At 65.6% G+C, this 26,465-nt stretch carries 14 protein-coding genes and 1 pseudogene; 14 read left to right on the top strand and 1 reads right to left on the bottom strand.

Annotated features, from left to right (window positions below; all coding sequences use genetic code 11):
- The 11 genes from mftG (at window position 1) to AB0O58_RS12355 (ending at window position 13,870) form a co-directional block, all read left to right on the top strand.
- Window positions 1-1,548: a mycofactocin system GMC family oxidoreductase MftG gene (gene mftG, locus AB0O58_RS12405; protein ID WP_287452102.1), complete on the top strand. Its 1,548-nt coding sequence runs from the start codon at window positions 1-3 to the stop codon at window positions 1,546-1,548.
- 57 nt (window positions 1,549-1,605) lie between these two features.
- Window positions 1,606-1,743: a hypothetical protein gene (locus tag AB0O58_RS12400; RefSeq protein ID WP_167326762.1), complete on the top strand. Its 138-nt coding sequence runs from the start codon at window positions 1,606-1,608 to the stop codon at window positions 1,741-1,743.
- Between the two features lie 109 nt (window positions 1,744-1,852).
- Complete coding sequence (locus tag AB0O58_RS12395) at window positions 1,853-3,148, top strand: transcriptional regulator (protein ID WP_287452099.1); 1,296 nt, start codon at window positions 1,853-1,855, stop codon at window positions 3,146-3,148.
- 121 nt (window positions 3,149-3,269) lie between these two features.
- Window positions 3,270-4,793, top strand: coding sequence for an aldehyde dehydrogenase family protein (locus AB0O58_RS12390; protein ID WP_032400153.1), 1,524 nt, complete (start codon window positions 3,270-3,272; stop codon window positions 4,791-4,793).
- Complete coding sequence (locus AB0O58_RS12385) at window positions 4,793-5,332, top strand: DUF779 domain-containing protein (RefSeq protein ID WP_052057186.1); 540 nt, start codon at window positions 4,793-4,795, stop codon at window positions 5,330-5,332. Before AB0O58_RS12390 ends, AB0O58_RS12385 begins: the two co-directional genes overlap by 1 nt.
- Before the next feature lie 113 nt (window positions 5,333-5,445).
- Window positions 5,446-6,429 (top strand): cation diffusion facilitator family transporter, encoded by a 984-nt coding sequence (locus AB0O58_RS12380; protein ID WP_032400152.1) that lies wholly within the window; start codon window positions 5,446-5,448, stop codon window positions 6,427-6,429.
- Between the two features lie 121 nt (window positions 6,430-6,550).
- Window positions 6,551-8,005 carry an ethanolamine permease gene (gene eat, locus AB0O58_RS12375; RefSeq protein ID WP_032383547.1) on the top strand — a complete coding sequence of 485 codons (1,455 nt, stop codon included), beginning with the start codon at window positions 6,551-6,553 and terminating at the stop codon, window positions 8,003-8,005.
- The gene (locus AB0O58_RS12370; protein WP_366238233.1) at window positions 8,002-9,414 is read left to right on the top strand and encodes an ethanolamine ammonia-lyase subunit EutB; all 1,413 of its coding nucleotides are present in this window, start codon (window positions 8,002-8,004) and stop codon (window positions 9,412-9,414) included. Before eat ends, AB0O58_RS12370 begins: the two co-directional genes overlap by 4 nt.
- Entirely contained in the window at window positions 9,411-10,187 is a 777-nt protein-coding gene (eutC, locus tag AB0O58_RS12365) for an ethanolamine ammonia-lyase subunit EutC (protein ID WP_032400150.1), read from the top strand. Before AB0O58_RS12370 ends, eutC begins: the two co-directional genes overlap by 4 nt.
- A 52-nt stretch (window positions 10,188-10,239) precedes the next feature.
- The gene (locus AB0O58_RS12360) at window positions 10,240-11,856 is read left to right on the top strand and encodes an AMP-binding protein (protein WP_196251001.1); all 1,617 of its coding nucleotides are present in this window, start codon (window positions 10,240-10,242) and stop codon (window positions 11,854-11,856) included.
- Between the two features lie 31 nt (window positions 11,857-11,887).
- Window positions 11,888-13,870, top strand: a complete 1,983-nt coding sequence (locus AB0O58_RS12355; protein ID WP_032400148.1) for an acetoacetate--CoA ligase — start codon at window positions 11,888-11,890, stop codon at window positions 13,868-13,870.
- Here AB0O58_RS12355 and AB0O58_RS12350 read toward each other — a convergent pair.
- Window positions 13,846-14,301, bottom strand: coding sequence for a thioesterase family protein (locus AB0O58_RS12350; RefSeq protein WP_228139185.1), 456 nt, complete (start codon window positions 14,299-14,301; stop codon window positions 13,846-13,848). The genes AB0O58_RS12355 and AB0O58_RS12350 overlap by 25 nt on opposite strands.
- Before the next feature lie 55 nt (window positions 14,302-14,356).
- Here AB0O58_RS12350 and AB0O58_RS12345 point away from each other — a divergent pair, with 55 nt between their 5' ends.
- The 3 genes and pseudogenes from AB0O58_RS12345 to AB0O58_RS12335 form a co-directional block, all read left to right on the top strand.
- The gene (locus AB0O58_RS12345; protein ID WP_032400147.1) at window positions 14,357-15,814 is read left to right on the top strand and encodes an amidohydrolase family protein; all 1,458 of its coding nucleotides are present in this window, start codon (window positions 14,357-14,359) and stop codon (window positions 15,812-15,814) included.
- Window positions 15,815-15,894: 80 nt separating this feature from the next.
- A complete protein-coding gene (locus tag AB0O58_RS12340; RefSeq protein ID WP_027496298.1) occupies window positions 15,895-16,320 on the top strand; it encodes a PPOX class F420-dependent oxidoreductase in 426 nt (141 codons plus the stop codon).
- Window positions 16,321-16,697: 377 nt separating this feature from the next.
- A pseudogene (locus AB0O58_RS12335) lies at window positions 16,698-26,114 on the top strand (amino acid adenylation domain-containing protein); the annotation flags it as partial.
- Between the last annotated feature and the right edge of the window lie 351 nt (window positions 26,115-26,465).

The raw sequence follows: 26,465 nt of genomic DNA, 5'->3' as shown, positions 1-26,465 counted from the left end.
GTGCGCCTGGAAGGCCGGGCCGACGACGAGGGAAGTCCACTCGACGCCGACGTCATCGTCGTCGGAGGCGGGTCGTGCGGCTGTGTCGTCGCGGCGCGACTGAGCGAGAATCCCGACCGCTCAGTTTTGCTGCTCGAAGCCGGGCCGGCATCTGCGGGGGTCGACGACATTCCGCGCAGCCTGGGCGACTCGACGACGCTCCCCATCGGTCCGGACAGCCGGTGGGTGAGCCGCTACACCGCCGAACTCACCCGCGACGTCACGCGCACGGTGACCCGGGGCCGAGTGCTCGGCGGATCGGGCGCCGTCAACGGTGGCTACTTCGTCCGGGCGATCCCCGCCGACTTCGATGCGTGGCCACAATCGAACTGGTCGTTCGATCAGGTGCTGCCGTTCTTTCGTCGTTCCGAGAGCGATCACGACCTCGATGCCGCCGGCGGTACTGGCATCGCGGGTCGCTGGCACGGAACGGACGGGCCGATGCCGATCACCCGACCGCCCGCGTGGGCCTGGCATCGGCTGACCGCCGCGTTCGTGGACTCGGCGACGAGCGCCGGGATCGGCTACCGCGAGGACCTGAATGCTCCCGATGCGGGGGCGGGCGGTGTCGGTGCTGTTCCCTCGAACGTTCTGGGCGGGACACGGGTGAGCGCGGCCAGGGCATACCTCCTGCCGAATGCCGACCGGACCAACCTTCGTATCCAGGGTGATACGACAGTGGTGTCGTTGAAGTTCAACGGCAGCAAGGTGATCGGAGTGGAGATCGCCGTCGGCGGAGTGCGCAGAATCGTCCGAGCCGATACCGTGATCGTGTCGGCGGGGTCCGTGCACACGCCCGCGCTGCTGATGCGATCGGGCATCGGTGATCCCGAAAATCTTGTCCCGCTGGGTATCTCGATGGTGGTCGACAGTCCGGGCGTGGGTCGCGGATTCTCCGACCACCCCGAGGTCGCCGTTCCCCTCGTTCCGAAACATTCCCCCGAACATTCCCCGGACGATCGGTTGTCGTCTCCGCTCGAGGCGGTGCTGCACGCGGGCGACGTGGAAATCCGGCCGTACACGAGGCGGTTCGACGAATTGATACCCGGTCTGGACGTGGGGCCGCACTCGTTCGGCGTCGGTCTGATGCGGTCGACCGCGCGAGGACGCATCGCGTTGCGCACGGGGGACGCGTTCACTCCTCCCGCGGTGAACTACCACTACCTCGAATCGGAACGGGACCGTCGGGCGATGCGAGACGGGGTCGAACTCGCCGTCGACCTGCTCCGATCCCCGGCCATGGCGTCGGTCGTGGACGTTCCCGCCATCGCAGATCCGCTCGCGCCACTCGGTACGTCGCTGCACCTGTCGGGAAGCGCTCGAATGGGGCCCGAATCTGATCCGGGGTCGGTTCTGGACGACCATTGTCGGGTGCGTGGGATCGACGGCGTGTACGTCGTCGACACCTCGGCGTTCCCGGTAGTACCCAGCAGAGGGCCCCACGCAACGGCCGTCATGTTCGCCGAACGGGCCGCGGCGCTGATCGATCGGCACGATCGCGGCGCATGAGGCGTAGCGTTCGTGGTCTGGGGACCGTTCAGGTTCCCCAACAGATGGGTTTCTGCCATGTCGGACAAATCGCCCCGCAACACGATGACCAAGAAATCCGGCAAATCGCTCAAGGACAAGCGCGCCGACAAGCGAGCGAAGTCGAGTGGCGACACCAGCAACGACATCATCACCTCCGCCGTCAAGAAGAAGTAGCCGGTCGTCGTCGACGGGACCGGCCCCGGTCGCACCCGTCGACAGCGGCTGTATCCTTGCCTGTGAGCTGGGTTACAACGATGTGGACAGGTCACGGAGGAAGCGTCGAATGGCAAGCCGATCGGACAGTGGCGGCAACCCCTGGGTCGCAGTGCGTCCCGGTGAGGATGTCACTGTGCTGGCGCGCCAAATGTCCAGTGCCCATCAATCTTTCGTCGACGACATCCGTACTCACGGCTCGGCGGTGCGGTCCGTCGTACTCGACTCGTGGATGCGAAGTCGAACCAAGGGCGTCGACCCGGACGGCGGTAGTCAGGCACCGGCCCTGAGCGGACCGGACCTCGACCGCTATCGCAACGGGCATCCGATGGCACTCATCCGCCCGGTGATCCGCAAACTGCTCGTCGAAGACGCCTCCGACACCGGTCTGCTCGTCGCGATCTCCGACGCGGAGGGCCGCCTGCTGTGGGTCGAGGGCGATTCCTCGGCCAAGGACCGCGCGCTGACGATGGATTTCGCCGAGGGCGTCGATTGGAGCGAGGAGAGCAAGGGGACCAACGCTCCGGGAACGGCACTCGCCGTCGATCACAGCGTGCAGATCTTCGCGTCCGAGCACTTCTCGCGATCGGTCCACGAATGGAGTTGCTCGGCAGCACCGGTCCATCACCCCACCGGCGGCCACATCCTGGGAGCCATCGACATCACCGGCGGGCCGCGGGTGGCCGTACCCGAGGTGCTCTCGCTGGTGCGGGCCACCGTCGCAGCCGCCGAGTCCGAGTTACGCCTGCACCTGTTGAACTCGCCGAAATCGTTGGGCGACACGGCTCCTCGTCTCGAAGTTCTCGGATCCGGCCGGCCCGGAGTGGTGCGCGGCTCGGGCCGAACACCTCTCTCCCAGCGGCATGCCGAGATCCTCCTGTTGCTCGGCGATCATCCGGAGGGGCTCAGTTCGGACCATCTCGCCGTCCTGCTCGACGAGCAGGAACTCGACTCGGTGACCATCCGCGCAGAGATGTCGCGGCTGCGTAAGTCTTTCGGTACCGCAGGCCTCGCATCCCGGCCGTACCGATTGGTCGGCGAATTGTCCTCCGATGTCGGCGACATCCGACGAGCCCTGGACCGCGGCGACGTCGAGGCGGCTCTACGGATCTACACCGGACCGGTGTTGCCCGGCTCGTCCGCCCCCGGCATCGAGGAGATTCGCGAAGAACTGCGGTCTCGTATGCAGGCGGCGCTGTTGCGGCTGGGGGATCCGGTGTTGCTCGCCCAGTGGACCTCCTCCATCCACGGTCGATCCGACGTGATCGCGTGGGAGGCCTATCGCGCCACGCTGAGTCGCGATTCCGCGCTCTACGGCCAGGTCAGCGCACGTATCGATCTCCTCGACCGAGATCTGGGGATCTGACGCACCCGTTGCTGCGGCGCCGTCCGCACGACGGCAACGTAGTTGCAACGTTGCACCCCCTAGTGTCCTGAATCACACACCGCATCAGCAGTGCAGCACGTGTCGATCAGGAGGATTTTCAATGTCCGTCTATGCCCGTCCAGGTACCGCCGATTCCGTCATGTCGTTCCAGTCGCGCTACGACAACTGGATCGGCGGCGAATGGGTGCCACCGGTCAAGGGCCAGTACTTCGAGAACCCGACTCCGGTCACCGGTGAGAACTTCTGCGAGGTTGCCCGTTCCACGTCCGAGGACATCGAACTCGCCCTCGATGCTGCGCACGCCGCCGCTCCCGCCTGGGGCAAGACGTCTGCGGCCGAACGCGCCGTGATCCTGAACAAGATCGCCGACCGGATCGCCGAGAACCTCGAGTCGATCGCTCTGGCCGAGTCCTGGGACAACGGCAAGCCGATTCGCGAGACCCTCAACGCCGATATCCCGCTCGCCATCGATCACTTCCGATACTTCGCCGGCTGCATCCGCGCGCAGGAAGGATCGCTCTCCGAAATCGACAGCGACACCGTCGCTTACCACTTCCACGAGCCGCTCGGCGTCGTCGGGCAGATCATCCCGTGGAACTTCCCGATCCTCATGGCCGTGTGGAAGCTCGCGCCCGCGCTCGCTGCGGGTAACGCAGTGGTGCTCAAGCCCGCCGAGCAGACCCCCGCGTCGATCCTGCACCTGATCTCGATCATCGGCGATCTGCTGCCCGCAGGCGTGCTCAACATCGTCAACGGATTCGGCGTCGAGGCAGGCAAGCCGCTGGCATCGAGCCCGCGTATCTCCAAGATCGCGTTCACCGGCGAGACCACGACCGGACGCCTGATCATGCAGTACGCGTCGCAGAATCTGATCCCGGTGACACTGGAGCTCGGTGGCAAGAGCCCCAACGTCTTCTTCTCCGACGTGCTGCAGGCCAACGACGACTACCAGGACAAGGCACTCGAGGGCTTCACGATGTTCGCCCTCAATCAGGGTGAAGTGTGCACCTGCCCGTCGCGCTCGCTGATTCAGGCGGACATCTTCGACGAGTTCCTGGCCCTCGCCGCGATCCGCACCAAGGCTGTGCGACAGGGAGATCCGCTCGACACCGAGACGATGATCGGTGCGCAGGCCTCGAACGATCAGCTCCAGAAGATCCTCTCGTACATCGAGATCGGCAAGGGTGAGGGCGCACAGATCGTCACCGGCGGCGAGCGCGCACAGCTCGGCGGCGACCTCAACGGCGGCTACTACATGCAGCCCACCATCTTCACCGGCAAGAACGACATGCGCATCTTCCAGGAAGAGATCTTCGGGCCGGTCGTCTCGGTCACGTCGTTCACCGACTACGACAACGCCATCGAGATCGCCAACGACACCTTGTACGGGCTCGGCGCAGGCGTCTGGTCGCGGGACGGCGGTATCGCCTACCGCGCCGGCCGCGATATTCAGGCCGGTCGCGTGTGGACCAACACGTACCACCAGTACCCCGCGCACGCCGCGTTCGGTGGCTACAAGCAGTCGGGTATCGGCCGCGAGAACCACAAGATGATGCTCGATCACTACCAGCAGACCAAGAACCTGCTCGTGAGCTACGCCCAGAAGGCGCAGGGCTTCTTCTGATGGAGAACGCTCGGCCGCCCGCGCGGCTGAAGACAACCGCCGAGGCGATGGATCTTCTCCGTCGCCTCGGCGGTATCCACGGCGAACTGATGATGCATCAGTCCGGCGGATGCTGTGACGGCTCGTCGCCGATGTGTTATCCCGCAGGCGAATTCATCGTCGGCGATCGCGACGTTCTGCTCGGGTACATCGACCTCAGACTCGGAGTGGGCGAGATCGCCCAGGACCTCCCCGAGGGTGTCGACGGCGTACCGGTATGGATCTCGGGTTCGCAGTTCCAGGCGTGGAAACACACCCAACTCGTACTCGACGTGGTGCCGGGCCGCGGCGGCGGATTCTCGCTCGAATCGCCCGAAGGCGTGCGGTTCCTGAGCCGTGGGCGCGCCTACACCGCGGAAGAGAACGAACTTCTCGCCGCGCATCCACCCCTCGTCGGCGTCGACTGGGAAGAGGGCCGACGACCGCCGGTACCCGACGACCCACTCGTGGTCGCCGAGGCCGTCGACGCTTGTCCCGTGCCGGGGATGCTCCAGGGCTGAGTGCCTATGGCAGTGGCGCGGCTCCGCTTCCGGGTCGTTCCGCGGGCTCCACTCCCGTGTGCCCCAGGCGGCACATAACCGCACCACTGCGCGCAGCGCATACAGTGCGAACGATGAAGAGCTCATCGAAAACCGGCGCGGCCGACGGCGGCGACAGCCTGCGCACCGTGGTGATCGCGTTCGTCGCCAACCTCGGTGTGGCCATCGCCAAGACGTTCGCGGCGGTGTTCACCGGGTCCGCGTCGATGGTCGCCGAGGCCGCTCACTCCTGGGCCGATACCGGTAACGAGATCTTCCTGCTCGTCGCCAATCGCCGCGGGGCGCGCGGCCCCGACGATCGGCGTCCGCTCGGGTACGGCCGGGAGACGTACTTCTGGTCGACGCTCGCGGCCATCGGCTTGTTCGTCGCCGGTGCGGCGGTCTCGGTATGGCACGGCATCACCTCGTTGCTTGCGGGCGAGTCGAGCAGTGAGAACTACCTCGTCGCCTACGTCGTGCTCGCCATCGCCTTTCTGCTCGAGGGCGTGTCCTTCCTGCAGTCGGTACGGCAAATACGCGGCGAGGCAGCGCAATACGACAAGGACTTTCTCGATTACGCGTTGGAGACCTCGGATCCGACGCTGCGGGCAGTGTTCGCGGAGGACAGCGCGGCTCTGATCGGCATCGTGATCGCCGGTGCGGGAATCGGTTTGCACCAGCTCACCGGATCGGCGGCGTTCGACGCCATCGGCTCGATTCTGGTGGGCGTTCTACTCGGGATCGTGGCGTTCGTGCTGATCGATCGAAACCGCCGATTCCTCACCGGCGAACCAGGATCGAGAGCATTATGGAACGCGGTAGTGCAGCGAATCGAGCTACTCCCCGAGGTGGCGTCGGTCCGGTTCGTTCGCATCGAGTTCGTCGGTCCCAAACAGATCTACGTGGTGGCGAGTGTCGATCTCGTCGGTGACTTCGCAGAGTCACGCATCGCGCACACGCTCCGGCGGCTGGAGCGTGAGCTGGAAACCAACAGAGCTGTGGTGGACGCAGTACTGACAGTCGCAGAACCGGACGAGGGAGATATCGGTGACGTGAATGCGGTTGCACAGCAGCCGTAATTCGCCCGTCATTCACCGATGACACCCCGCTTACATCACGGACCTATCGTGAACCGGTTCGCGCGCCCCACACACCCGAATGGGCGTCCCCTCGCGAGGGACCTGGTACGAGAGGCTTGCAATGTCCGTGAAAGATCCCCAGTCGCCTCACCCGAAATCCGGCTCCTACGAGGGCACACAGTCGCACGTCGAGGGCGGTGACTACCTGGCCAAGAGAACCCTGAAGAAGGGAACCGCCGGGTGGGTACTTCTCGCGGGCCTCGGTGTCAGCTACGTCATCTCCGGTGACTACTCGGGCTGGAACCTCGGTCTCGCCGAAGGCGGCTTCGGCGGTCTGCTCATCGCAGCGATCATCATCGCGGGCATGTATCTGGCCATGGTCCTCGGAATGGCCGAGATGTCCTCGGCACTGCCCGCTGCGGGCGGCGGCTACACCTTCGCCCGCCGTGCTCTCGGACCGTGGGGCGGATTCGCCACCGGCACAGCCATTCTCATCGAGTACGCCATCGCTCCCGCCGCCATCGCCACGTTCATCGGCGCGTACGTCGAATCGCTCGGACTGTTCGGGATCACCGACGGGTGGTGGGTGTACCTGGTGGTCTATGCCGTGTTCATCGGAATCCACCTCTCCGGCGCAGGAGAAGCCCTCAAGATCATGTTCGTCATCACCGCTGTCGCCTTGGTCGGACTCATCGTGTTCGCGATCGCTGCCCTCGGACAATTCGATGCGAGCAACCTGACCGACATCGCGCCGACCGACGCAGCCGGAGCCTCGGGATTCCTGCCGTTCGGCTACCTCGGCATCTGGGCGGCTGTGCCGTTCGCCATCTGGTTCTTCCTCGCCATCGAGGGCGTGCCGCTGGCCGCCGAGGAGGCCAAGGATCCGACCAAGAACGTCCCGCGCGGCATCATCGCCGCCATGGGCGTACTGCTCGTCACCGGTGCCGTCGTCCTGTTCCTGGTGACCGGAGCGGGCGGGGCCGACGCCGTCAAGGAATCGGGAAACCCGTTGGTGGAGGCGCTCGGTGACGGAACTGCGAGCAAGATCGTCAACTACATCGGCCTGGCCGGACTGGTCGCGTCCTTCTTCTCGATCATGTACGCGTACTCGCGTCAGCTCTTCGCGCTGTCCCGTGCCGGCTACCTGCCGAAGACGCTGTCCATCACCAACTCTCGCAAAGCCCCTACGCTCGCGCTGATCGTGCCCGGTGTCATCGGATTCCTGCTCTCGCTGACCGGTCAGGGCGGAATGTTGCTGAACATGGCCGTGTTCGGTGCGGCACTGAGCTACGTTCTGATGATGGTCAGCCACATCGTGCTTCGCCGCAACGAGCCGAACATGGAACGGCCGTACCGAACCCCCGGGGGCGTTGTGACCACCGGATTCGCGTTGATCATCGCGGCACTCGCCGTCGTCGCCACCTTCGTCGTCGATTCCACTGCGGCACTGTGGTGTCTGGCAGTGTTCGTCGCGTTCATGGCCTACTTCGGCATCTACAGCAGACATCATCTGGTCGCCAACTCGCCCGACGAGGAGTTCGCCGCACTGGCCGAGGCCGAGGCCGAACTGGAATGACGATCTACACCCAGCAGGTATCCGGGACCACCTACACGTTCGACGGTCTGGTCGACCTGATGGCCAAAGCGACACCGCTGCGATCGGGTGACGAATTGGCCGGCTGCGCGGCCGAATCCGATGCCGAACGGGCTGCCGCGCAGTGGACGTTGTCCGAGGTCTCCCTCGATGTCTTCCTGCACGATCTGCTCGTTCCGTACGAAACCGACGAGGTCACCAGGCTCATCATCGATTCGCACGACCGCATCGCGTTCGGGGCCATCTCACACCTGACCGTGGGAGGTCTTCGGGATTGGCTGCTGCAGGTGACCGCGGGGCCCGATGCGGCCGCGACACTGCGATCGGTCGCGGCCGGATTGACACCCGAGATGGTCGCGGCGGTCAGCAAGATCATGCGAAACCAGGATCTGATCGCGGTGTCTCGGGCCGCGCAGGTGACGTCGGCGTTCCGGACGACGATCGGCCTACCCGGGACTCTCACCACGCGTCTGCAACCCAACCACCCGACGGACGATCCGCGTGGCATCGCCGCGGCCACACTCGACGGGTTGCTCCTCGGGTCGGGTGACGCGGTCATCGGAATCAATCCCGCGACCGACTCACCTCAGGCCACCGCCGACCTGCTGCATCTGCTCGACGAGATTCGGCAGCGATTCGAGATCCCGACGCAGTCCTGTGTGCTCTCGCACGTGACGACGACGATGGAATTGATCGACAAAGGAGTTCCGGTCGATCTGGTGTTCCAGTCCATCGCGGGTACCGAGGGTGCCAATTCCAGCTTCGGCGTGAACATTCCGTTGCTCCGTGAGGCCAACGAGGCGGGTAGATCGCTGCACCGCGGAACCGTCGGGAACAACGTCATGTATCTCGAAACGGGGCAGGGTTCGGCGCTGTCGGCGGGAGCGCACATCGGCACCGGCGGCCGGCCCGTCGATCAGCAGACCCTCGAGACGCGTGCGTACGCCGTGGCCCGCGATCTCGAGCCGCTGCTGATCAACACCGTCGTCGGATTCATCGGGCCGGAGTACCTGTACGACGGCAAGCAGATCATCAGGGCAGGCCTCGAAGACCACTTCTGCGGCAAGCTCCTCGGACTGCCGATGGGAGTGGACGTCTGCTACACCAATCACGCCGAGGCCGATCAGGACGACATGGACACGTTGCTGACGTTGCTCGGTGCGGCCGGCGTCGCGTTCGTCATCGCAGTGCCGGGGGCCGATGACGTCATGCTCGGCTACCAGTCCCTGAGCTTCCACGATGTGCTCTACGTGCGACAGGTCCTCGGTCTGCGGCCCGCACCGGAATTCGAGTCCTGGCTCTCGCGGCTGGGGATGGCGGACGCCGACGGCCGAGTCCTCGACGTCGATGCCGCGGGATCGCCGCTGCGGGCCTTGATGAGTGCGCGATGAGCACGCCTGCGGAACGACCCGAGGCAGAGTTCTGGGGTGAGTTGCGGGCGAGTACCCAAGCTCGGATCGGTCTGGGGCGCATCGGCGATTCGTTGCCGACGACGCGGGTGCTCGAGTTTCGCTCGGCGCACGCCGCGGCCCGGGATGCGGTGCACATGCCACTCGAGGTCGACGAGTTCGTGCGTCGGGTTGAGCAGGTGGGGCTCGGTACACCCTCGGTGGTGACGTCGTTGGCGACGAGCCGGGCCGAGTATCTGCGTCGTCCGGACCTGGGTCGTCAGCCGAAGGATTTGTCGGCGATTGCACATTCGGAGGACGAGATAGGCATCGTGCTGAGCGACGGATTGTCTCCCCGGGCCCTGGCGGATCACGGTGTCGCCATGGTGGAAGCACTGAAAACCGAACTTGCCGAACGGTATTCGATTGCTGCACCGGTCATTGCGACCGAGGCCCGAGTGGCGCTCGGTGATCACATCGCGGCGGCGATGGGCGTGCGGACGGTACTGGTTCTCATCGGGGAGCGACCCGGCCTGTCCGTCGCGGACAGTCTCGGCATCTACTTGACGCACCTTCCCGAGCCCGGCCGTACCGACGCCGATCGCAACTGCATCTCCAACATCCACCCGCCCGAGGGGCAGGGGTACGCGCAGTCGGCCCGCATCGTGGCAGGTCTGCTGGCCGGAGCCAGGAAGCTCGGACGGTCCGGCGTCGCGCTCAAGGACACGTCGCGCGCCGAGGTGCTCGAGGCTGCGGACGTCATCACACTGGAGTAGGACCCCCATTCGGGGGTGGCCGGCCGTGACCGGCGTCACTACCGTGAGGCTCATGGACAGTTACGCCCGCGGAGATTCGGACACAGCGATACTCGACGACACGATCGGCCGAAACCTGCATCGCACCGTCGAGCGGCACGCCGAACGCGATGCCCTCGTCGATGTCGCATCGGGTAGGCGGTGGACCTACTCGGAGTTCGCGGCGGACGTCGAGTTGTTGGCGGCGGGGCTGCTCGTGGCCGGAGTACAAGTAGGCGATCGAGTAGGGATCTGGGCACCGAACTGCCCCGAATGGACGCTGGCGCAATATGCGACGGCGGAGATCGGGGCAATTCTGGTCAACATCAATCCGGCGTACCGCTCGCACGAGCTGCAGTTCGTGCTGAGACAGGCGGGTGTGTCGGTGCTGTTGTCGGCCACCGAGTTCAAAGGGTCCGACTACACGGCCATGATCGACGACGTGCGACCGGAAGTGGCAACTCTGCGCGAGGTCCTCTTCATCGGAAGCATTCAGTGGGAAGCGATGACCGATCGAGGGCACCGAGCGTTGGCGAAGACTCCGCAGATGGTCGCCGACGTGTCGAGCACACTTCGCCCGGACGACGCGATCAACATCCAATACACTTCGGGTACAACGGGTTTCCCGAAGGGTGCGACGCTCAGTCACCGCAACATACTGAACAACGGCTTCTTCGTCGGCGAGCTCTGCCATTACACCGAGAACGACAGGGTCTGCATTCCGGTGCCGTTCTACCATTGCTTCGGCATGGTGATGGGCAATCTCGCGTGCACGTCGCACGGAGCAACGATGGTCATCCCCGGTCCCGCGTTCGACCCGGTGGCGACGTTGACGGCCGTGGCCGATGAGAAGTGCACCTCGCTCTACGGCGTACCGACCATGTTCATCGCCGAGTTGGCACTGGAGAACATCGGCGCATTCGATCTGAGCAGCCTGCGTACCGGAATCATGGCCGGATCACCCTGTCCCACAGAGGTGATGAAGCAGGTCATCGAACGCATGGGAATGGCAGAGGTGTCCATCTGCTACGGCATGACCGAGACGTCGCCGGTATCGCTGCAGACTCGCAGCGACGACTCGATCGAGCAGCGAGTGTCCACTGTCGGTCGTGTGGGTCCGCATCTGGAAGTGAAGATCGTCGACCCCGTTCTCGGTGAGACACTGCCGCGAGGCGAGGCGGGTGAACTGTGCACCCGTGGCTACTCGGTGATGATCGGTTACTGGGAGCAGCCCGACAAGACCGCAGAGGCCATCGACAGCGACGGGTGGATGCACACCGGCGACATCGGGGTCATGGACGGTAACGGCTACGTCGCGATCACCGGGCGCATCAAGGACATGGTGATTCGCGGCGGCGAGAACATCTATCCCCGCGAGGTCGAGGAATTTCTCTACACCCACCCCGACATCCTCGACGCTCAGGTCATCGGTGTTCCCGACGAGAAGTACGGCGAGGAATTGATGGCGTGGATACAGCTCAGAGACGGTGCCGCACCACTGGATTCGGACGCGGTGCGGCAGTTCTGCGACGGTCGCCTCGCGCATTACAAGATTCCGCGCTACGTGCACGTCGTCGACGAGTTCCCGATGACCGTCACCGGCAAGGTGCGCAAGGTCGAGATGCGTGAACGCTCGCTCGGATTGATCTGAACCCAGCCGTTGGGCTGACATACTGACGTCCATGACCAGTGCGCTGTGGACGCCCACCGATACCGATGTCGAGAACGCTCGGGTCACCGAGTTCACCCGGTTCGTCGAGGAGCGCCACGAGGTGACGCTGCCCGACTACGCAGCGTTGTGGCGGTGGTCGATCGACGACATCGAATCGTTCTGGAAAGCCGTGTGGGACTACTTCGACATTCGCTCCACCATCGAGCCGGAGTCGGTGCTCGAGGGCCACGGTATGCCGGGGGCGCAGTGGTTCCCGGGTGTCGAGCTGAATTACGTCGATCAGGTCGTTCGGCACGCTCGAGGAGATCGAGCCGCCATTGTTCATGCCTCCGAGGACGGTTCGACGCGGACCGTCACGTGGTCCGAGATGATTGCTCAGGCCGGTGCGTTGGCGGGCACCCTGTCCGACGCAGGCGTTCGACGCGGCGACCGCGTCGTCGGATACCTGCCGAACGTGCCCGAGGCGGTGATCGCCTTCCTGGCGACAGCAAGTCTCGGCGCGGTGTGGGCTGCATGCGGGCAGGACTACTCGGCGGCGGCAGCGCTCGACAGACTGGGGCAGCTCGACCCCACGGCGTTGATCACCGCGTCCGGGTACGTCTACGGAGGGGCCTTCCGCGACAAAGGTGCGGACGTGAACACTCTCGCAGAGGGATTGCCGACGGTGCGCACGGTGGTCACGATCGGCGACGCTGCCGGGACCGTGGGAACTGCGGGGACGGTGGGAACCGCGGGGATTGCGCTGAGCTGGGCGGACGCGACCGCGACACCGCGCGAGCTCGCTCCGGTCGCAGTGCCGTTCGATCACCCGTTGTGGGTCGTGTTCTCGTCGGGGACCACGGGACGGCCCAAGGGGATCGTGCACGGCCATGGTGGCGTGCTGCTCGAGCATCTCAAATCCGTTGCACTGCAATCGGATCTAGGACCCGACGATGTGTTCTTCTGGTACACGAGCCCGAGCTGGATGATGTGGAACTTCCAGGTGGCCGGCCTGCTCGTCGGGGCCACGATCGTGTGCACCGACGGAAATCCCGCGTTGCCGAGAACGGACGCGCTGTGGGGCATCGCGGCCGCGCAGGGCGTGACGTACCTCGGTACCAGCCCCGGGTACGTCCTCGCGTGCATCAAGGCGGACGCATACCCCGGTGCCGATCACGATCTCTCGAGCCTGCGCGCCATCGGGATCACCGGGTCTGCGATGCCCGCGACGTCGTCGATCTGGCTGTCGGAGAAGGTCGGAGCCCACGTACCGGTGTTCTCGATCTCCGGTGGTACCGATGTGGTGTCGGCGTTCGCCGGGGGAGTGCGGACCGTGCCGGTCTGGGCGGGCGAGTTGTCGGTTCCGTTCCTGGGCGTTGCGCTCGATGCATACGACGAGGCAGGCAGGTCGGTGCACGGCGCAGTGGGCGAACTGGTCGTCACCGAACCGATGCCGTCCATGCCGGTGCGGTTCTGGAACGATCCCGACGGAACCCGTTATCGGGACGCGTATTTCGATACCTATCCGGGCATCTGGCGGCACGGCGACTGGATCACCGTGACCGAACGCGGCAGCGTCGTCGTGCACGGTCGTTCCGATGCGACGCTGAACCGCAACGGAATTCGAATGGGAAGCGCAGACATCTATCAGGCCGTCGAATCTCTCGACGAGGTCACCGAGGCCCTGGTGCTCGGCATGGAACAGCCCGACGGGGGATACTGGATGCCGCTGTTCGTGGTGGTCCCGGACGGGCTCACCGCGGAGCTACGCGAGCGCATCGTTGCCGTCATCAGGACACAGGCGTCCCCGCGGCACGTTCCCGACGACATCGTCGCAGCGCCCGCGATCCCGCACACGCGGACCGGTAAGAAGCTCGAAGTCCCGCTCAAGAAAATGTTCCAAGGTGCTGCCGAGACAACTGCTCTCGACACCAGTGCCGTCGACGATCCGGAGGCGGTGCGCTGGTTCGCAGATCGTGCGGCGGAGTATCAGCGAGTCCAGCGCGCGAGGTAGGCCTTCTCCTCGGGCGCTATCCGGCGCAGAGTCTCTGCCCCGACGTCGACCATCGCCATGCGAGTGGTCGCCACCACCGCAGGCGGCGAATCCGGGGCCGCGCCCGCTGCCCGTACCTCGTAGCCGATGGTGAAATCGACCGCACGTACCTTCTCGAACCAGAGTGTGACGTCGAGCGGACCGTCCGAGTGCCGAAGCGGCTTCTTGTACGCGATGGTGACGTTCGCGATCAACGCACTCTTGATCAGGCTTTCGTTGGCCTCGCCCTCGCTGAGCAGCCATTCGATGCGCGCCTCTTCGAGCAGAGTGACCATCCGGGCGTGATTGATGTGCGCGAATGCGTCCATGTCCGACCACCGCACCGTGACGGTCGCGTGATATCCGACGGGGTCGATCCGATCTGTCTGCATCGCCACAGGCTCTGTCTTCATTGCTAGAGGATGGCATGCACGCCTGCGTCGGGGGCGACGCTCTAGAGTCCCAGGAGTGATTATCGCCAATGTCGCACTGGATGATTCCGGCGTGCTCTTCGACATCGAACTCGTCGGCTCGACCATCGGGTCCATCACCCCGGCCGGTAGCGATCGCACCCGCGGCGTCGAGGTCGTCGACGGGGCGGGGGGTGTGGCCCTGCCGGGTTTCGTGGACAGTCATGTTCATCTGACGCAATGGGCAGCGGCGCGGCGGCGTATCGATGTCGGGCCGGCCTCGTCGGCGGCCGATGCCGTGGCACTGGTGTTTCCCTATGCGCGCACAGCAGGCGATTCCGTAGTGCGCGCCAACGGGTTCCGGGACGCGCAGTGGCCCGACGAACCACACAAGGACCTGCTCGAGAACGCGCTGCCCGGTGTGCGTGTGGCGTTGACGAGCATGGACCTGCACACGCTGTGGCTGAGTCCGGCGCTGCTGCGCGATCTCGGTATCGACCATGCCACCGGAGTGCTTCGTGACGTCGACGGTCTCGAGGCCGTCATGGCGCTGGAGGCCTTGGAGGACCCGGCCGAGTTGGACCGAGCTGTGCTCGACGCCACCGCGGCACTGGCGGTCCGCGGAGTGACCTGCGTCGTCGATTTCGAGTTCGCGGACAACCGGACGGTCTGGGATCGACGCCTGTCGGCCGGATCTCCCGCAGTGCGCGTCGACACCACGGTGTGGCCGCAGTGGCTCGACGAAGCGCTCGATCGTGGGGAGCGCACCGGCGACGTCTCGGCCGTCTCGGACATGATCAGGCGCGGACCGCTGAAGGTCATGCTCGACGGCTCGCTGAACACCAGAACGGCCTGCTGTCACGATCGCTACCCGGGCGTCGACGGTGACAACGCCTACGGACTGTTGCTCGAGACCCACGACGGACTGTTCGAGCTCGTCTCTCGCGCAGCTCGCGGCGGAATCACCTCTGCTGTCCATGCGATCGGTGACCGGGCGAACGGTGTTGCGCTCGATGCGTTCGAGCGGGCCGGTTGCGGAGGTCGTATCGAACACGCGCAGCAGCTCGTCCCCGAAGACATCGCACGCTTCGCGGCGCTGGGCGTTGCGGCGTCGGTGCAGCCGCAGCACGCCATGGCCGACCGCGACATCGCCGAGGATCTGTGGGCAGGTCGGCGCTCGGTGGCCTACGGCTACGGGTCGCTCCATCGAAGCGGTGCCACGCTGCTCTTCGGCTCCGACGCTCCGGTGAGTCCACCGGAGCCATTGGCAGGCGTTGCGGCGGCGGTATTCCGAACCGACGACGACCGGCCGCCGTGGCATGCCGAGGAATCGGTTCCTCTCGACGCGGCACTACAGGCGGCGAGCGGCGGCCGCGGTGCGCTCCGCGTCGGGGACGTCGTGGACATCGTCGTTCTCGAGGAGCACCCGGTGCATCGCTCGGCGCACGATCTGGCCGACACGGAGGTGCGGGCCACGATCTGTGCCGGTCTGCTCACCCACGTCGGTCCGGCTTAGCATCGTCGATCGGGCGGCACGTCCTGGCCGAGTTCGTCGGTGACGTGAACCTGTCGGTCCGGCCGAGTAGCGTGACTTCGATGACGTCTTTCACCGATCCACGCGTGCGAGAGTTTCTGTCGGCAGGTACCCGCACCGGAAAGGTCGGCTACCTCGCTTCGGACGGACGGCCCCTGGTCGCCCCGATCTGGTTCGTCGTCGAGGACGATTCCATCGTGTTCAACACCGGAGCCGATACCGCCAAGGGGCGAGCGATTCGCAGGGACCCTCGGATCGTGTTGACCGTCGATCTCGAAGAGCCGCCGTACGGGTTCGTGCAGGTGCAGGGCGTTGCCTCGATCGACGAGGATCCCCGAGAACTGGTGCGCACGGCCACCGAGATCGGAGCGCGGTACATGGGCCGCGACAGAGGGGAGGAGTTCGGCAGACGCAATGGAGTTCCGGGCGAATTGATCGTTCGTTTGGTACCTACCAAGGTGATTGCCGCTTTCGACATGACGGCGTGACAACCGACGAACTCGGCGCGTGCGGGCCTGTAGATTGGCCGGGTGCCGAATCCAGCCACCGGTTCTGCACGTACGGGGGCGGGTGCTCTCGACGCGTGCTGGGCATGTAACGGTCCGGCCCATCTCGACGGATAAGTACTGAAAGGTAACTTCCGAGTTGTTCATGGTGAGAAAATAGAGATCGACGTAGTCAGCTTGCTCGATGTGTTCGGTGCCCATCGTTGTCCGCCGCTTCGGCGGCCGGTGGGGGCGCGTGTGATTGTGGGAAAGAGAGGAATCGATTGGACCCGCTAGGTGTGGAAGGTGCTGGAGACGACGACACGGGAGTCGACAGTCGGCAGCATCCCTCGTTCCCACTGTCACCGGCCCAATTGGGGATGTGGTTCGCGCAGCACGTGGACCCCTCGGTACCCGCCAACATCGCGCAGTACGTCGAACTGCGCGGTGATCTCGACGTCGAACTGTTGCGGCGCGCATCGTCACGCGCAGCCCTCGAACTGCAGTCCGGTTTCGTCCGTATCACCGAGATCGACGCGGAGCCACGACAGATCGTCGACCCCACCCTGGACGACTCGCTCGGACTGGTGGATCTGCGCGGCGAGAACGACCCTCGCGCGGCCGCCCTCGAGTGGATGCACGCCGACTACAGCGCTCCGATCGACATTCTTCGCGATCGACTGATCGCCGCCACCGTCCTGCGTATCGAGGACGATGTCTGGTTCTGGTACGAGCGCGTGCACCATGTCGTTCTCGACGGCTTCGGTGCCGTGACCTTCATGAACCGCGCTGCGGAGTTGTACACGTCCGAGGTCGAGGGCACCGAACCGACGAAGAACCTGGCCTCGGATCTGACCAAGGTCTACGACATCGAGATGTCCTACCGCGATTCGAGCCGCTTCCAGGCCGATCGCGAGTACTGGGCGTCGCGGATCGACGGAATCGACGGAGTCACCACCCTCGCCGGGCACACCGCTCCGCCGGCCCCGAAGAGTCAGATCGACAGCACCGCTCTGTCTGTTGACACGATGAGCAATCTCGATGCCCTGCGCGCCGAGACCGACACGACGATGGCGACCATCGTCATCGCCGCGTTCGCGGCGTATCTGGCCCAGATGACCGGCCGCGAGGACGTCGTGCTGTCACTGCCGGTGACCGCGCGAACCACCGCGGTTCTGCGCCGCTCCGGCGGCATGGTGTCCAACGTGGTGCCGCTGCGGTTCGACGTCTCGGGCGACACCACCGTCGAAACGATGCTGGCGCGCGTCAACGCCGAGGTCTCCGGTGCACTGCGCCACCAGCGGTACCGGCACGAGGACATTCGCCGCGACGCCGGCGGCGCAAGCGGTCAGGCTGCGTTCTTCGGTCCCTGGGTCAACATCATGCTGTTCTTCGGCGAGGTGCGCCTGGGATCGATGGTCGGCGGGATCAACATCCTCTCCACCGGCCTCATCGAGGACTTCGGACTGAACCTCTACACGAGCGTCGCCGGGGCCACGACCCACATCGACTTCGAGTCCAACCCCAACCTCTACGGTCCCGATCAGTCCGGCCGCAATCACGAGCGGTTCGTCGACTTCCTCGGCCGTTTCGTGGCAGCAGCCCCGACGGACCTCGTCTGGGACCTGGCACTGACCGACGGATCCGAGCGGGCACTGGTCGTCTCCGAGTGGAACCACACCGAACACGAGACCACGCCCAGCACTCTGCTCACCGCCTTCGAGGCTGCTGCGGCAGCTCGTCCCGACGCCACGGCTCTGGTGTACGAGGGCGACGTCCTGACTTACGGAGAACTGTCGGCGCGGGTGAACGGCCTCGCTCGCCATCTGATCGATATGGGCGTCGGCCCGGAGACTCTCGTCGGATTGTCCATTCGACGCTCGTTCGATCTCGTGGTCGGCATGTACGCCATCGTGGCGGCAGGCGGAGCGTGGGTACCGATCGACCCGGATCATCCTGCCGAACGCACGGCCTACATCCTCGATTCCGCGCAGCCTCGGTGCGTACTGATCTCGTCGCGTGACGACGTGTCGCTGCCCGAGGGCACCGAGACGGTCGCCGTCGATCTGGTCGACCTGTCCGCCCGGTCGTCCGCTCCGGTCGGCGACGCGGAACGGATTGCGCCGCTTCGTGTTTCGAACACCGCGTACGTCATCTACACCTCCGGCTCCACCGGCCGCCCGAAGGGCGTCGCCGTGGAGCACGCCGCCATCCACAATCAGATGGAGTGGATGCTGGCGGAGTATCCGATGGATACCACCGATGTCTATCTGCAGAAGACGGCGACGACGTTCGACGTTTCGCTGTGGGGGTTCTTCCTGCCGCTGCGAGTGGGCGCGACGATGGTGCTCGCCACCCCCGACGGGCACCGCGACTCGGTCTACGTGGCGAACAGGATCGCCGAGCATCGCGTCACGGTCACCGACTTCGTGCCCTCGATGCTCACCGTGTTCGTCGCCAACGCGCCGGCCAACACCTGTGCTTCGCTGCGTCACGTCTTCGTGATCGGCGAGGCGCTTCCGGTCGAGACGGCAGCAGCATTCCGATCCGTCTGCGCCGCGGGACTGCACAACCTCTACGGTCCCACCGAGGCGGCGGTCTCGGTGACGTACCACGAGAGCAGCCCACAGGACACGCGAACCGTCCCGATCGGTGTGCCCGAGTGGAACACCCGCGCCTTCGTACTGGACAGCCGGCTGCGACCCACTCCGGTGGGAGAAGCGGGCGAGCTCTACCTCGCGGGCGTCCAGCTGGCGCGGGGCTACGTGGGTCGCCCCGACCTGAGCTCGGATCGGTTCGTGGCCAACCCCTTCGGCGACGCCGGTGAGCGGATGTACCGAACCGGCGACCTCGTTCGGTGGCGCAGCGACGGAGTGCTGGACTACATCGGACGCACCGACTTCCAGGTGAAGTTCCGTGGCCAGCGCATCGAACTGGGCGAGATCGAAACCGTGCTGCTCGCACACGAATCCATCTCGCAGGCAGTGACATTGGTCGTGCAGACGGTCAGCGGCGACCAACTCGTCGCCTACGTCGTTGCTGGGCCGGGGAAGTCCATCGACTCCGCCGAGGCCATCGAATTCGCCGGGCATGCGTTGCCGTCCTACATGGTTCCCGCAGCAGTGGTCGTGCTCGATGCACTGCCGCTCAACACCAGCGGAAAGCTCGATCGAAAAGCGTTGCCGGAGCCGGTGTTCACCAGCGCCAAGAAGTACCGAGCACCGCAGAGTCGCGCGGAATACGTCGTCGCCGGAATCTACGAGGACCTGCTCGGCGCGTCCAAGGTCGGTCTGGACGAGGACTTCTTCGAGCTCGGCGGCAACTCGCTGATCGCCACACAGTTGGTGACACGAGTCGGCGGCGCACTCGGAGTACGCCTGGGAGTGCGCGAGCTGTTCGAGGCCCCCACCGTCGGCGCACTGGCTGCCCGGGCCGAGTCGGCCGCCGGCCGCGGATCCGACACCCCGATCCTCGAATCCCGGGAACGCCCCGAGCGCATCCCACTCTCGCCCGCACAGCAACGCATGTGGTTCCTCAACCGGTTCGATCCGGCCACTGCGGTGTACAACCTGCCGTTCTCGGTCCATCTGAGCGGTCCACTCGACGTGAGTGCCCTGTCGGCCGCATTCGCGGACGTCGTGGAACGACACGAGACGCTGCGCACCGTGTACCCGGAAGTGGACGGATCGCCCGAGCAGGTCGTGCTCAACGCGGCCAGGACACCGGCCACGATCACCCCGATCCGCATCGAACGGCACGAGCTCGGTGGCCGACTGCACGAGTTGGTGGCCAAGGGCTTCGACGTCACGATCGACACGCCGTTCCGAATCGCGCTGTTCGAGATGTCGCCCACCGAGTACGAACTGGCGATGGTCCTGCACCACATCGCTGCCGACGGAGCCTCCTTCGGACCGTTGGCGCGCGACGTCCTGCTGGCCTACTCGAGCCGGATACAGGGCCGCGCTCCCGAGTGGACGCCGCTCGAGGTCCAGTACGCCGACTACGCGCTCTGGCAGCGTGCGGTACTCGGTCCCGAAACCGATCCGCATTCGCTCGCTGCACGCGAAATCGCCTATTGGAGTGCCACACTCGAGGATCTACCCGATCAGCTGGCGCTGCCGTCGAGTAGGCCCCGCCCCGCCGTGTCGTCCAACGCAGGCAGCAAGCTGCGCATCGAGATTCCGGCCCGGTTGCACAGTGCTCTGGCCGATCTCGCCCGCGCGAACAACTCGTCGCTGTTCATGGTGATGCAGTCGGCGTACGCGCTGTTGCTGGCTCGACTGAGCGGCACCACCGACATCGCCATCGGCGCGCCGGTGGCCGGTCGCGGTGAGCCTGCACTCGACGACCTCGTCGGAATGTTCGTCAACACGTTGGTACTTCGTACCGATGTCGATCCGGCACTGTCGTTCGAGCAGCTGCTCGCTCGCGTCCGCGACACGGACCTGTCGGCGTTCGCGCATGCCGACGTTCCGTTCGAGCGCCTGGTCGAGGTTCTCAATCCGGTCCGCTCGACATCACGGCACCCGTTGTTCCAGGTGGCGCTCTCCCTGGAATCGGCCATGTCTCGTGAACTCACCGTCGGCGGCCTCCGCGCCGTGGCCGCCGAATTCGACGTCCCGATAGCGAAATTCGACCTCCAGCTGTGGCTCACCGAGCACCAGGTCGACGGAACTGCCGCGGGTATCGATGCGGTGTTCGAGTACGCGACCGATCTGTTCGACGCCGATCTGGTCGACAGCTTCGCGCGGCGCTTCCTCGGAATTCTGGACGCAGTCACCACCGACGCGTCGGTTCCGGTCGGCGATGTCGACATCGTGGACGCCGCCGAGTACGAGTCCGTCGTGTCCACCTGGAACGTGTCCGGGCCGGACGTCTCTCGCGACGTGACGTTGATCGACCTGCTCGACGCTGCGGCCTCGGCACAGCCGGACGGAGTGGCCGTGCGCTTCGGCGACACGTCGCTGACGTACGCCGAGTTCGATGCTCGGACCAATCGCCTTGCCCGCGTACTGATCTCGCACGGCGTGGGCCCCGAGAGCCTCGTCGCGGTCGCCCTACCGAGGTCGGCGGAACTCGTCGTCGCGCTGGTCGCGGTCGTGAAGGCCGGTGGCGGTTACCTCCCCGTCGATCCGAGCTACCCGCTGGACCGCGTCGAGTACATGCTCGACGATGCGCGTCCGACATCGATTCTCTTCTCGGGAACGGACCCGATCGAGCTGCCCGCGGACGTCGAATCTCGTATCGGCGCAACGTTCGTCGACATCGACACGGTCGATCTGTCGTCGATCTCGGACGCACCGGTGACCGACACCGATCGCATTCGCCCGCTTCGCCCCACCAACGTCGCGTACGTCATCTACACCTCGGGGTCGACCGGTCGCCCCAAGGGTGTTCTGGTGCCGCACCGCAACGTGGTTCGGCTGCTCGCGAACACCGATGCGGTCTACGGCTTCGGAGCCGACGACGTGTGGACGATGTTCCATTCCTACGCGTTCGACTTCTCCGTGTGGGAACTGTGGGGTCCGTTGCTGTACGGCGGCACTCTGGTGGTCGTCGACTACTTCACCTCGCGCTCACCCGAAGCGTTCCATCAGCTGCTCGTGGACGAACGAGTGACGGTGCTCAACCAGACTCCGTCGGCGTTCTACCAACTGTCCGAGGCCGATCGCAGTGCGGCATCGACCGGCGGCGAGCTGTCTCTGCGTTACGTGATCTTCGGCGGCGAGGCCCTCGAGCAGCGTCGATTGAGCGGCTGGTTCGAGCGGCACGGCGATCGTGCACCGCAGCTGATCAACATGTACGGCATCACCGAGACCACGGTGCACGTGTCGTATCAGGCGTTGGGCTCCGCGTCCGTCGCAACGACCGCATCGGTGGTCGGCAAGCCGATCGCTGGGCTGCGGGTCTACGTTCTCGATACCCGGCTCCATCCGGTCCCGGTCGGGGTGCCCGGCGAGATGTACGTTGCCGGTGGACAATTGGCGCGCGGATACCTGGGACGCGCACCGCTCACCGCGGTGCGGTTCGTGGCCGATCCGTTCGCCTCCGGCTCCGATGCCGGGTCGTTGCTGTACCGCACCGGCGATCTGGCGCAGTGGAACGCGTCGGGCGAGCTCGAATATCTGGGCCGCTCCGACGATCAGGTCAAGGTGCGCGGCTTCCGAATCGAGTTGGGTGAGGTCGAGGCCGCGGTCACCGCGCACCCCGCCGTCACCCAGGCCGCCGTCGTCGTCCGTGAGGATTCGCCCGGGGCGGCCCGGTTGGTCGCCTACGTGGTCTCGGCGGTGGCGAACGGTCGGCCGACCCTCGACCTCGAGGATCTGCGAACCGGTATCGCCGAACTGTTGCCGGAGTACATGGTTCCGTCGGCGTTCGTTGCGCTGGAGACGATTCCGTTGACGGTCAACGGAAAGCTGGACCGGCGCGCATTGCCTGCGCCGGTGTTCGAGGTGCGAGATTTCCGCGCACCGACGACACCGATCGAAGAGATCGTCGCCGACGTCTTCGCCGAGGTTCTCGGCGTCGAGCGGGTAGGACTGGACGACGACTTCTTCGAGCTCGGCGGTAACTCGCTGATCGCCACCCAGGTGGTCTCGCGGCTCGGAGTGGCACTCGACGCCACCGTGCCGGTGCGCATGCTGTTCGAGGCGTCGACGGTCGCGCTGCTCGCGGTGCGCGTCGAACAGGCGGCGGGGGAGGGCGGCCGGACTGCACTGGTCGCGACCGTCCGTCCGGAGCGCATCCCGTTGTCGCTTGCGCAGCAACGCATGTGGTTCCTCAACAGGTTCGACGTCGACTCCGCTGCATACAACATTCCGTTCGCGCTGAAGCTGACCGGCGACCTGGATGTCGCCGCACTGCAGGTCGCCATCATGGATGTGATCGACCGGCACGAGTCGCTGCGCACCGTCTATCCCGACACCGCGCACGGACCGCAGCAGTCCATTCTCGACGCCGCTCAGACGGTGCCGAACCTGATGCCGATTCCGACCTCGGCAGCCGACATTCAGCGACAGGTCTTCGCGCTCGCGTCGACGACGTTCGACGTGACCGTCAACGTTCCGATCCAGGCGCGACTGTTCGAGATCGGCCCACGCGAACACGTGATCGCCATGGTGGTGCACCACATCTCGGCCGACGGATGGTCGATGGGACCGCTGGCCCGAGACATCATGATCGCCTACGCCTCGCGCACCGCGTGGGAGAACCCGGCCTGGATGCCGCTGGAAGTGCAGTATGCCGACTACAGCCTGTGGCAGCGTTCGGTTCTGGGCTCCGAGGACGATCCGCAGTCGTTGATCTCCGGTCAGGTGAACTACTGGGCCGACATCCTCGCCGGCCTACCCGACCAGCTCGATCTGCCGACCGACCGGCCGCGCCCCAGTCGCCAGTCCTACCAGGGCTCCTCCATCGGATTCGACGTGCCTGCCGATGTGCACCAGGGCCTGTCCGCTCTGGCACATACCCACAACGCATCGCTGTTCATGGTCGTCCACGCCGCACTGGCCGTGCTTCTGGCCCGACTGTCGGGCACCAAGGACATCGCCATCGGTACTCCGGTCGCCGGCCGCGGTGACGCAGCGCTCGACGACGTCGTCGGCATGTTCGTCAACACGCTCGTTCTGCGCACCGACATCGACTCAGGACGCACGTTCTCCGAACAGATCGGCCGCGCGCGCGAAGTCGCGCTCGGAGCCTTCGGCCACGCCGATCTACCGTTCGAGCGTCTGGTCGAGGTCCTCAACCCGTCGCGGTCGCAAGCTCGACACCCGCTGTTCCAGGTCATGCTCTCGTTCGAGAACCTCACCCGAACACACGTCGACCTGCCGGGCCTGTCGGTGGACAGCGTCGCCCTCGATGCCGAAATCGCCAAGTTCGACCTGCAGCTCACCGTGACCGAGTCGATCGGACTGGACGGCCGCGGACAGGGCATGGCTGCCGAACTGACTTACGCGACAGACCTTTTCGATGCCGAGACCGTTCGCGGGTTCGCCGACCGGTTCGTACGGATGCTCTCGGCCGTGGTGGCCGATTCGTCGGTGGCCGTCGGCGACATCGATCTGCTCGACGACGGCGAGCACGACCGCGTGGTGGCCGAATGGAACGACACCGAACACGAGGTCCCCGCCGACATCACTCTGGTGGACCTGTTCGACCGACAGGTCGCCCTGACCCCGGACGCAACTGCGCTGGTCTTCGAAGGTGAGCGGCTGACGTACGCCGAGTTCGATGCACGCGTCAACCGTCTTGCGCGCCATCTGGTCTCGCTGGGCGTCGGGTCCGACACGTTGGTCGGCCTCGCGATCGCCCGCAGCCTCGACCTGTTCGTCGGCATGTACGCGATCGTCAAGGCCGGGGCCGGATACGTGCCGATCGACCCGACCCAACCGGCGGATCGCAACGACTACATCGTGGCCACCGCGGCACCGATCCGGGTGTTGTCCACCGTGCGCGACCACGTCGAATTCCCCGACGTCGACACGATCGACATCGACACGCTCGACACTTCGAGCCTGTCGTCGGAACCGTTGCGCGACAACGACCGATGCGCCCCACTGCGTTCGCGGAACCTCGCGTACGTCATCTTCACGTCGGGTTCGACGGGCCGTCCCAAGGGTGTCGGGGTGTCGCACGACGCGATCGTCAACCGACTGCTGTGGATGCAGGGCGAATACGCCCTGACTCCACGCGACGTGGTGCTGCAGAAGACGCCGTCCACTTTCGACGTGTCGGTATGGGAGTTCTTCTGGGCGCTTCAGGTCGGTGCCTCGGTGGTGATCGCCGTTCCCGACGGTCACCGAGATCCCATCTACTTGCTCGATGTCATTGCACGCGAGCGTGTTTCGGTGGTGCACTTCGTGCCGTCGATGATGTCGGTGTTCGTGCCCGAAGTCGAGCGGCGTCGCAGCGCGGGAGCCTCGCTCCGACTGATGTTCGCCTCCGGCGAGGCGCTACCACCCACCACCGCTCGCGCACTGCGGCGTGCGGTCGCGTCGGTGGAACTGCACAACCTGTACGGACCGACCGAGGCTGCCGTGGACGTGACGTACCACGCGGTCACGGATTCGGACTCCGACGTCATGCCGATCGGTGCTCCGGTGTGGAACACCGCTGTCTACGTACTGGATTCGCGACTGCATCCCACCCCGGTCGGTGTTGCAGGTGAGCTCTATCTCGCCGGCACCCAGCTCGCGCGCGGCTATGTGGGACGCCCCGACCTGACCGCGGACAGGTTCGTCGCTCACCCGTTCGCCGATGGCGGCGCGCGGCTGTACCGCACCGGCGACGTCGTGCGCTGGAATCGCGACGGCGAGCTCGAATACGTCGGACGTTCCGACTTCCAGGTCAAGTTGCGCGGCCTGCGCATCGAACTGGGTGAGATCGAAACGGCGCTGCTCGCCCAGCGGTCGGTCTCTCAGGCCGTAGTCGTGGTCCGCCGCGACCAACTCGTCGGATACGTGGTCCCTTCGGGAGTGTCCGTCGACACCGGAGCCGTTCTGTCGGCGCTACGCGGTCGTCTGGCGGAGTACATGGTGCCGTCGACACTGATAGTGCTGCCCGAGTTCCCGCTCGGCGCCAGCGGAAAGCTCGACCGAAAGGCGTTGCCCGACCCCGCATTCGAGGTCACCGAGTACCGCGAACCGACCAACGACATCGAACGCACCGTCGCCGAGGTGTACGCCCAGGTGCTGGGCGTCGAGCGAGTGGGTCTCGACGACGACTTCTTCGAGCTGGGCGGAAACTCGCTCATCGCAACGCAACTCGTGTCCCGACTCGGCGTCGCGCTGGACACCCGGATCGCCGTTCGCGAACTGTTCGATGCGTCCTCGGTGGCCGACCTCGCAGCCAGACTGGGCACCCTGGTCGCCACCGGCAGCAGGCCGCCGCTGGTACCGCAGCAGCGTCCGCAGCACATTCCGCTGTCGCTGGCGCAACAGCGGATGTGGTTCCTCAACAAGTTCGACGTCGAATCGGCGGCCAACAACATCCCGATCGCCGTCCGGTTGTCCGGTCTGCTCGACCGCCGGGCCATGCAGATCGCGGTCGCGGACGTCGTCGCCAGGCACGAGTCTCTGCGGACGGTGTTCCCGGAGACCGACGGCACGGCTCATCAGGTGATCGTCGACGCGCAGTCGGCCACACCG

The organism is Rhodococcus sp. NPDC080181 (assembly GCF_040702225.1).
GTDB lineage: Bacteria > Actinomycetota > Actinomycetes > Mycobacteriales > Mycobacteriaceae > Rhodococcoides > Rhodococcoides fascians.
The sequence above is the reverse complement of the archived record's forward strand: the minus strand, read 5'-3'. Positions and strand labels throughout refer to the sequence as shown.